General features: G+C 51.0%; 5 protein-coding genes and 5 pseudogenes. 3 read left to right on the top strand and 7 right to left on the bottom strand.

Annotated elements, in window-relative coordinates:
* Nucleotides 1-144: 144 nt before the first annotated feature.
* Nucleotides 145-1,152, top strand: a complete 1,008-nt coding sequence (locus tag LCF40_RS22375) for a glycosyltransferase (protein WP_224830345.1) — start codon at nucleotides 145-147, stop codon at nucleotides 1,150-1,152.
* Between the two features lie 38 nt (nucleotides 1,153-1,190).
* On the opposite strand, the pseudogene LCF40_RS22370 reads toward LCF40_RS22375, so the two are convergent.
* Together LCF40_RS22370 and LCF40_RS22365 are read right to left on the bottom strand one after the other, a co-directional pair.
* A pseudogene (locus LCF40_RS22370) lies at nucleotides 1,191-1,484 on the bottom strand (IS1595 family transposase); the annotation flags it as partial.
* 12 nt (nucleotides 1,485-1,496) lie between these two features.
* Nucleotides 1,497-2,246 (bottom strand): annotated as a pseudogene (locus LCF40_RS22365) (IS630 family transposase); the annotation flags it as partial.
* Nucleotides 2,247-2,330: 84 nt separating this feature from the next.
* Here LCF40_RS22365 and LCF40_RS22360 point away from each other — a divergent pair.
* Nucleotides 2,331-3,634 (top strand): annotated as a pseudogene (locus tag LCF40_RS22360) (IS4 family transposase).
* 12 nt (nucleotides 3,635-3,646) lie between these two features.
* On the opposite strand, the pseudogene LCF40_RS22355 reads toward LCF40_RS22360, so the two are convergent.
* From LCF40_RS22355 to LCF40_RS22340, 5 genes and pseudogenes are all read right to left on the bottom strand, one after another.
* A pseudogene (locus LCF40_RS22355) lies at nucleotides 3,647-4,015 on the bottom strand (helix-turn-helix domain-containing protein); the annotation flags it as partial.
* Between the two features lie 68 nt (nucleotides 4,016-4,083).
* Nucleotides 4,084-5,221, bottom strand: a protein-coding gene (locus tag LCF40_RS22350) for an IS630 family transposase (protein ID WP_224830344.1) whose coding sequence is annotated in 2 segments (ribosomal slippage) — nucleotides 4,084-4,798 and nucleotides 4,797-5,221 — 1,140 coding nt in all. Because the reading frame shifts where the segments join, the coding sequence is not laid out codon by codon here.
* A gap of 63 nt (nucleotides 5,222-5,284) precedes the next feature.
* Nucleotides 5,285-5,506, bottom strand: a pseudogene (locus LCF40_RS23920) (IS1595 family transposase); the annotation flags it as partial.
* 101 nt (nucleotides 5,507-5,607) lie between these two features.
* Nucleotides 5,608-7,125: a flippase gene (locus tag LCF40_RS22345; protein ID WP_224830343.1), complete on the bottom strand. Its 1,518-nt coding sequence runs from the start codon at nucleotides 7,123-7,125 to the stop codon at nucleotides 5,608-5,610.
* 3 nt (nucleotides 7,126-7,128) lie between these two features.
* On the bottom strand, nucleotides 7,129-8,763 hold the full coding sequence (locus LCF40_RS22340; protein ID WP_224830342.1) for an alkaline phosphatase family protein: 1,635 nt from the start codon (nucleotides 8,761-8,763) through the stop codon (nucleotides 7,129-7,131).
* 88 nt (nucleotides 8,764-8,851) lie between these two features.
* Here LCF40_RS22340 and LCF40_RS22335 point away from each other — a divergent pair, with 88 nt between their 5' ends.
* Nucleotides 8,852-9,316, top strand: coding sequence for a dTDP-4-dehydrorhamnose 3,5-epimerase family protein (locus tag LCF40_RS22335; RefSeq protein WP_224830341.1), 465 nt, complete (start codon nucleotides 8,852-8,854; stop codon nucleotides 9,314-9,316).
* The last annotated feature ends 159 nt before the right edge of the window (nucleotides 9,317-9,475 follow it).

Genomic DNA, 9,475 nt, shown 5'->3' with positions numbered 1-9,475 from the left:
TTTCGACAGAATTGATGTTGTTGGCATCCGTTTCACCCGATGACGGCCTATCTGATGACGTGGAAATCACAGACATCAGGCCGTCACTACCGGCTCACGCCGGTTTTAAATAGTCGAAACGCCACAGACTTAGGACGTAATCACATGAGTGTTTCTGTTGCAGTCTGTACATATAATGGGGAAGAACATCTTGAAGGCCAAATTGACAGTATTATTGAACAAACACACATGCCAGATCAGATTATTTTCTGTGATGATGGCTCAACTGATGAAACTTTAGATATATTAAACAATTACCGATCAGAATATCCCCATATAATTGAATTATATAAAAATAGCTCTAACTTAGGAATCACAAAAAATTTCAGCAAAGCTATATCTAAATGTAATGGAGATTATATTTTTCTATCCGATCAAGATGATGTTTGGAAAGAAGATAAAATCAAAAAACATATTAAATGTCATGAGGAGAGCAACGCTGGGGTCGTCTTCAATAATGCATTAGTTGTCAATCACAGGTTGGAACCAATTACAGATCACTGGTCAACATCAGAGTATCAATCTGGGATAGCCCAAAACCCAAGACACTGCTTCTCCGAACTTCTTAAATATAATTTCATGAAGGGATGTGAAATGTCGTTTTCTGACCGTGTAAAAGAATATATCGTCCCGATTCCAGACAATGTTCCCCACGATTATTATATTGCAATATCTGGTTCAGTAGTTAGTTATGTCAGTAGTATCGAAGAACCGCTTCATCTTTATCGCCGACATAGCGCAAACGAATCAGATTGGGAAACAAATAAATTAAAGAAAAATATTGCATCAGCATTAGAGAAGCGTGAACTTAGCCGTGTAAAAAAAGACGTTATAAAGTGGGGGGAATTCCTCAACCAGATCTCTACGATTCCGAGTGATGAGATGCTATTAGATAAGCAAATTGTCTGCCAACATCTTAACGACAGGTATCAGTTTGAAAAAAACAGATATGAAATCTATAATCCGGAACAATCTCTGCTATCTCGGCATAAATATATAATCGACAATATCTATGGTGGGGGATATAAGAGGTTTTCTGTTAAAAAACCTTCTCTTTATCTGATCAAGGATTTCCTGCGAGCAACATTATCCTCATTTCAAAGCTCATACTAAATTGTTGGTCGCGTCGCACACTACTTTCGGGGTCGCTCTTACTCAGCGTGGCGAAGAACACCGATAGCGAAGCAATCGATAAGCCCATGAACGGGTGCTCCGGCAAGGTTCAGCGACCGAAGGAATCCGTAGGTGCGAGCGGCCTGCTCCAAGCCCTGCTTGGACAGGCCGCGAAACTTAGCGAGCCATGGCTGCACCAACGACCAGAGGCACTCCGCTTGGTTCGTGTGAACTCCGTCGGCTGAGACATATTCCGCGTCGTGGATAACCGTGCAGTGATCGTGTTCCATTCCTTAGTAGGCCGGCAATTCGTCAGTCCAGACCTCTCCCAGGGAAAATAGTGATTAACGTAACTTCTTGATGAAATTGCTGAGATGGTTTTCTATCCACGAACCTGCGAAGCTCAGTCGGTCAGTGAGGTTCGTGAAGATTCTATCGAGGAGGGCGCGGTACTCGTCCGCGCCCTCCACGATCAGAGGCGATGATTCCCATTTGAGACTCTTCCAGACCGGCTCGATTGGATTGAGATGCGGTGAGCCGACGGGAAGAAAGATGAGGTCAATCCCGAGTTCGTGGGCGCGTTTCCGCGTATGCGCACAAATGTGTGACGAGAAGTTGTCCAAGACGAGCAGAATCCGCTGGCTCGGATTCTGCTCGCGAATCTCCTCGAAACACGCGCAGATCCGTTCTTTTTCTTGATTCGGAGGAAACTGGAGGACGCTCTCACCGTTGAGTGCGTAGAACCCGGCCGCTGGTGTATCGATTTTCACCAGCGGCCGGGTGATTGTCGGTTCGCTCACCGTGTAGAGTCGCTGTGAATTGTCCCATGGTTGTGGATGCGAGATATCGAAGAACCCGATCGTTGTTCCACCGTCCGTCCGAATATCGTCGTCAACCGTCCATTCCTCATCACCGTCGTCCTCAGGCTGTTTGTTATGAGGCTTATCTGTCTCATCCTCGGCGAACGCGTCGGAAACGCGTTCGTCGAGGATTTCGTCAGCGTTCTCTGGGCGGTCTGGCCTCTCTGTACGCGGAATCGCGTACGAGAGGCCTAGATCATCCAGCAGTCGCGGGAGGTAGTTTGGATGGTATTCATCCGTCTTTAGCTAAGCGAAGAACCGCATGACAGCGGCGGCTTATCAGAGCTATTTTTCGAGAGGAGTGAGGAGGCAACGAGTGTGCACAACGAAGCCTCCTCACATGATGTTGAACGTCGTCTCACTAACCTCCTTCCTTCTGAAGCACTCGAAGACCACGCCGATTCTGTCGGCGTGATCGAGCGCGAGGGGAAGCTTCAGATCCCACCACTTGTCTGGTCGTTCGCGTTCGGCTTCGCCGCGGGCGAAAGCCGAACGCTTGCGGCCTTCAGACGCAGCTACAACTCCACTGCCGACGAGTCGCTCTCTCCGGGAGGCTTCTATCAGCGGTTGACGCCGACACTCGCAGAGTACCTCCGCGACCTCGTCGAGTACGGCTTCGACGAGGTCGCTGTCCCTCACACTGTCTCTGAGGAGTTCGACCGCTTTCGAGACGTGATGATCGCTGATGGAACTGTTCTCCGGTTGCACGAGTTGCTCTCTGAGGAGTACACAGCACGTCATGAGGAGCAGGCTGGAGCGTCGCTCCACCTGCTCCATAACGTCACCGACCAGACGGTCGAACGCTTCAGCGTCACAGACGAGAAAACGCACGACAGTACAGAGTTTGAGACGGGACCATGGCTGGAAGGACGGCTAGCGATCTTCGATCTTGCATACTTCAAGTACCGGCGCTTCGCGTTGATCGACGAGAACGACGGCTACTTCGTGAGCCGGTTGAAACGGAGCGCAAACCCGGTTGTGACGGATGAACTACGAGGATGGCGCGGTCGCGCCATCCCCTTGGAAGGCGAGAAAATCTTCGACATCGTAGACGATCTCTCACGCACGTACATCGACGTAGAAGTCGAAGTTGAGTTCGATCGGAGGGAGTACGAGGGGACGCAGTCACGAGATACGAAACGGTTCCGCGTCGTCGGCGTCCGCAACGAGGACGCCGACGACTACCATCTGTACATCACGAACCTCTCTCGAGACGAGTTTTACCCGGCTGATCTCGCGACGATCTACCGTTGTCGATGGCAGGTAGAGCTGCTGTTCCGAGAACTCAAGACACAGTACGGGCTAGATAAGTTCGACACGACGAAGAAGCATATCGTGGAGATTCTGCTGTACGCAGCGTTGTTATCGTTGATCGTGAGCCGTGATTTGCTTGGTCTGGTCAGAGAACACGCTGATGAGGGGACCGTGTTCCCACCGGAGCGCTGGGCGGCGACCTTCCGGTCGCACGCCCAGCTCATCCTCCGTGAACTGAGGGACTATCTCGCCTACTCACCGCCACCACTGCTACAGCGATTGATCAAGACGCTCAGAAGATCCACAAGCAACGACCAATCCTCCAGGAACAGCTCGCTACCACCATCCAACCGACTGTTGAGGCTTAGCTAAAGACCAATGGGATGGTATTCAATGTCAAATTCTTCGTTCAGGAGGTGCTGAATCTCCTGTTTCTTCCACGGTTCTCCATCTTCGAGGTGGTCAAGAAGACGCTCGCGCTCATCTTCGCCGAGCTTCGGGGGACGTCCGTCCCCGAAGTTCGGCGTGAGCTTCCCAAGTCCACCTTCATTCCAGCGCTTCGTCCAGAGACTCCCGGTTGATTGAGACATTCCAACATCATCAGCTGCATCTTCGAGCGTTGCACCCTTGTACAGCCGTTTGATGAAGGTGAGCCGCTTGCTCACCTTCTCGTCGTCAGTCTGTGTGAGCAAGCGGTCGAGATCGTCCTCGCTGAGGTGACGGACGATCTCTTTCTCTCGTCCCGTCATTACCCTCCCAACTCAGAGTACACCTAAATCTTCTGTGACTCACTAGTGCGCTTGCAAGTGTGGACAGCCTAGTTCTGCTCTTTCTCCTTGATCGTCGGATAGAGCTGGTGTAACTTCGTTCGAGCGTCTTCGGTAGTGAACTGCCAGTCGATCGAGACGGTAGCCTCGTTGCGCTCAGTTTCCCACGCGGCGACCTCCGTTCGGAGTGTCGCCGCGTCAGGAATGCGTCGGTTGAGGCACTGAGTGCTGAGCGCACTCAGCTCGATTTCCGCCATGTTCAGCCAGCTCCCGTGCTTCGGTGTGAAGTGAAACTCGAATCGGTCCAGATACTCTCGTGCTTCCTTCGGCTTGCAAAACTCGTAGAAGGCAGCCGGGTTGTGCGTGTTGAGGTTGTCGAGCACTACCCGGATGCGGCCTGCATCCGGGTAGTGCTCATCCGCGAGCTCTTGCATTTGTTCGACGAACTCGCGCTTGCGTCGTCTCGGCGTGACAGTGACGTTTCGCCAACCGGTGAGCGGTTCGGTGGCGACGTGGATTTTCCGCTCACCGTTGCGTTCGTAGTGCGTGTCCTCGCGTGCGACCGCTCCCGGTGTTGCCGGGAGCGGGTCGCGTACATGCTTGTGAAGCGTTTTGCTGGACTCGTCGAAGCAAATGACTGGCCGGTCTTCATCGTACGGTTCGTGGTAGAGTGCAAGAACGTCTTCCATGCGGTAGACGAACTTAGCGTTCTGTTTTGCTGGGATCAGCCAGTACTTCGAGCGATGCGGTTTCAGGTCGTTTTTTTAGCCGCTGTCGAACGGTCTCTCGGGAGATCGACTCGAGGTCGATCTCCTCGAGAGTGACCAAGCGATCGGCGAGAAGCTGATACGTCCAGCGAGAGTGTCCCTTTGGTGGATCAGAACACGCGAGGGCGACCAGATGTGCTTCACCGCGGCCATCGAGCTTTGGCTCGTAGTCGCGATCGGGCTTGCGGCGGTGGAGCGCCGCAAGCCCTCGCTCGGAGTACGCTTTTCGCGTGCGATATGGTGTGGAGATCGAACAGCCGAGGTGCTCACAGATCTCGGGATCTGTGAGCCCCTCGTCAGCCTTGAGAAGAATTCGTGCGCGGGTGATGTCCTCGGCTCTGCGTTCTCCCGTCGAGATAAACGCCTCAAGTTCGCTCCGTTCCTCGTCAGAGAGATCGACGAGATGCTTCTTCCGTCCCATTTGTATAGAAACGCGCCCAAAGGAGATAAGCTACGCAGTCGACGCTTGCAAGCGCACTAGGGTGAGTTCCGAATTGTAGAATGGGGTTCTGAGCGTGTACGTCCCGGTATAGCGGCGGTTTCCACACCAAATCCGTGATGAGTTCTCGGAGGTCTGGACGGTGTGTTCGCCACAGTTAGGGCATGGAGCTTGCTTCCAGGCGTCCTTCAGTCGCCGCTCGATGAGCGCATCGAGCGGCTCGGGTCGAAACTCTAAGGCGCCAAGCGAGACAAGTTGGTGAAGCATCCCGCCGAACGCCGGTTGATCGAGCATAATCGCCTGCATTCGGCGGGATGCCCTAATTTCATCGAGAGCTATTCGCTACGTTGCGCAAGAGCGAAGTTGAATTATGATATAATTGGATATATAACTGAATATCCGAGATAACCATCGATTCGAGATGCAATCTTCCGATCATCATCGGTGAAACCGTTGGTGGCGCGTATTCCTAAGATGTATCCAGTAAATATACTTATAGGCAAAACAAGAGCCGTTTGTATATCACCTAGATCTAAGGACATAGTGGCCCAACCCACAATAATTGGGAATATAATAGCAATCCAAACGCGCAACAATTTCCAACTGATAGGCGTAATAGATCGCAGGAGATAAATCTCGCCTACTCCTAGCAAACCAGTCACTGCAAGCGCTGTGCCTGTTGCGATTCCCGCCCCGAGAATACCAAGTTGGGGAACAAGAAGAATATTGAGAATTCCGTTCACACTGACCAGCATAAATGTGTTAATAAGTGTCAGTCGTGTGTGACCGAGTCCTTCTAGAATCATTCCCTCCGGTCCAAATGAAGCATTAAGGAGGTACCCAATTGTGAGTGCGACGACAGCAGCACTCGCTGCTGTGTACTCTTCAGTGAACAGGAGTGACAAATATATGTCGGGCGCGAGGATGAGTGTAAGTGCGGGTGGGATCGTAAGCATAGTAATCCAGCGAGTCGCAAGCTGATAGCGACTTTCGAGGAGGGGCGTATTAGATCGGTTCTCGGAAACCATCGGTTTGAACACGGGCGTGATTGCAGCCAGGACGATAAGAAGATTCACGGCAAGCAAGTATGCGATCCGATACTGGCCAACGTCTGTAGAACTCAGAAAGTAGCCGATGACGAAGTAGTCAATCTGGCCGACGAGCGAGTAAATCATGCCTGCCAGAACCAATGGAAGTGAGTACGAGACTAGCGATCGATTCGAAATCGGACTTGATTTAGCGTTTCGAATCCAGTCCGCCTCGTATAGGAGAAACGCTAACCCACATACAACAGCTAGTGCCACTCCAAGGAGATATCCGCCGACGAGGCCGAGCAACCCCGCCCCAGTTGAGACTAATAGTATAACACCAAGAGTCCGGATAAGAGGGCTAATCAGATCCTTCACTAGAACCCTATATTTCATCTTTTTAATACTATTAAAAGAGGTGATTAACATTCGTAACAACGTCTGCAATGGGATTAAAAGGATTAAGAGGGAGAGTACTGCCGCAACCCGAGGTTCGTTAAATATGGTTGAGAGACGCTCTCTAGCGAGAAAGAGAACTACAGCACCCAAAATTGACATAACTCCACCAATAATAAAAGCGCTCTGAAGTGTTCTCTTGGCCCGACCGTAGTTCGAATCGCTCAAATATTGCGGGACAAAGTAGTCTATCGATCGATAGATATTCAGACTTGCAAATCCCTGCGCAAATAGCACGATCGAGAGACCGAGGGTGAAGACACCGTACTCAGCCGGTGTTACTAGACGAGTTGCAACTGCAACAAAGGCGAATCCCAGCCCCTTTCCGAATACGTTACCTACAAGAGTGATGCTCCCCTGCGTTGCCAGCGTGAAGACACCGCTGTCATTTTCGTCGCTCATTCCTCAGTTGAGATAGCCCATATCGCTCAATCGCTCTTCGAGTTCGGCTTCCTCTTCCGCGTTCCACTGTCTTCCTCCAGTTTTCGATTGCCCGTAATCGTCCGTCTTCACGAGGTTTCTTTCTTTAGGCATCGCCGAAAATAGGTCTGTTAGAACACTCCCGTCCATCACCGACGGTATTGCGCTTCCCTGAAGGTACAGCAACGTGGGTGCGATATCAAGTACGCTAGCTCTCTCGACAGATCCCGTTTTGAATGACGGTCCACTAGCGAGAAGGATTCCATCGGTTCGATGGTCGCCGGATCGGTCGTGTGTATTCTGTGTTGACAACTGTACAAGCGAGTCCGAGTATCCGTCTTTCATCGTAAACTCAGGGGCGGTACGGACGATAAGATCAGGTGCATCATCCAGTCGCCAGCCATCGAACTCTTCATCACTTCTGATGACTTCTTTGACCAGTTCTTCTCCTGTTTCCGGATGACGCATTGAGAGTAGGGAGGATCGAATCTCCTCAATCACATCATTATATTGATTATGTGAGACAGAACCGCTGGAGAATTGATCTTCGAGATTGATATACAGAGCTTGACCGGAAAGGGTTGTAAAGAACGCCTGTGTCTCCTCCCAGACAATGTTGTGATGAGATTCGTCCTGGAGGCTGCTTCCAAACTGGAACCAGGAAGAGGGAAGAATCGACTTCACCATGTTATCAAGACCTACTTGATTTACCGGACTCCAAGCCGTTCTGAGCGTAATAGCTAGGATGTCATTGACTGCTTTTGTCGTTGATTCCCTAGCTTGACGTGACATGAATCCCTCCTCCTCCAGCCACTCATCAATGTAGATATCATACGAGAGCGGACCGAATCCGTGATCAGAGAGTACGACGATGTCACAATCGTCGCCGACCGTATCAATAAGTTGACCGATACCACGATCTACAGTTGCATAGTACTCCTCGATAGCCCCCGCTAGCGGTGAATTTGGGTCATAGCGAGGATGCGATTCATCAAAATATTTCCAGAAAAAGTGCTGTATGCGGTCAGATCCATCGTAAACTGTCATTGAGAAGTCTGTCTCGTACTCTTGAAGTAATTCAATGAAGATATCAGTCTGCCGTTCTGTGACCTCAATCAGATTTTGCTTGAAGCCTTCGTAGTTTCCGGCTTGTTGGAGTGACCAGTCTTCGAAGAGATCCTCAATAGGACCAACACGGTCAACTAACGACTGTGGTCTCGCAAAGTCATCAACCGTATTAGGAGTCGGAAATCCTGAAACAATAAACCCGTCCACATCACTGGGAGGGTACACAAAAGGAATCTTGAACAGTCCCGTACTTATCCCCTGATCGTTCATAACCTCCCAGAACGGCGTTGTACTTCGGTCGGAGGAGTTGATTGAGCGTCGATTGTACTCCTCATCGAAGGTGCTAAAGTCGAAGATACCATGCTTACCGGGATTCGTACCGGTATTTATAGAATTCCAGGCTGGCGGCGAAACAGGAGGAGTGATTGACTTGAGAGGACCAGAAACACCGCTCTGTTTGAGTTGAGCAAAATTTGGTAATCGTCCTGATTCAATCATAGGGTTGATAACATCCCACTCTCCTCCATCAAGGCCGATGACGAGCGTGTCCATGTATGTGTACGGTTTTCAGCAGTACATATGAATCCTTTTGGATTGACACCGAAAAGCCAATCAATCTCCTCTAGCGAGTAATCTATAGATGATCCACGACCTCGAAGTCCGTGACCTTCAAGTGAACGCCGACGAGCGGGGCCACCTCGCCGAAGTCTACCGTGAGGACTGGAATGAGTACGATATCTCGCCAGAGATGTCCTACTACTCAATGACCTACCCCGGAATTATCCGGGCGTGGCATCGCCACCTAGAAGGTCAAATTGACCACTTCGTCTGCCCGCAAGGACGTATCAAGGTCGGTATCTACGACGAACGCGAGAACTCACCCACCGAGGGTGAACTGAACACGTTTGTCATCGGCGAGCACAACCAACAGATGGTCCGCATCCCGGGCGATTGCTGGCACGGGTTCAAGGCGATCGGCGACGAGCCCTCGATTCTCATCAACTACCCGACGAAACTCTACGACTATGATGAACCGGATGAGGAACGCATTCCCTATGACGCCGACAGGATCCCACTGGATTGGGAGGAACCGCCTCACGAGTAAGTTGCGTATTGTTTCGGAAGTTTCCAACGATCGGCCCTACCAAACAGAGTGTTGTTTCGGACGAGCGTAGATCTGTGCGATCAGTGAGATATGGGCGTGAATCACCGTAGCGTCGCTGCCAGCAGCGACGCAACTACTCATGTTTTGGAACGTTGGTGC

It is taken from the genome of Saliphagus infecundisoli (assembly GCF_020177375.1).
GTDB classification, from domain to species: domain Archaea; phylum Halobacteriota; class Halobacteria; order Halobacteriales; family Natrialbaceae; genus Saliphagus; species Saliphagus infecundisoli.
This window is presented reverse-complemented; position numbering and strand designations above follow the sequence as displayed.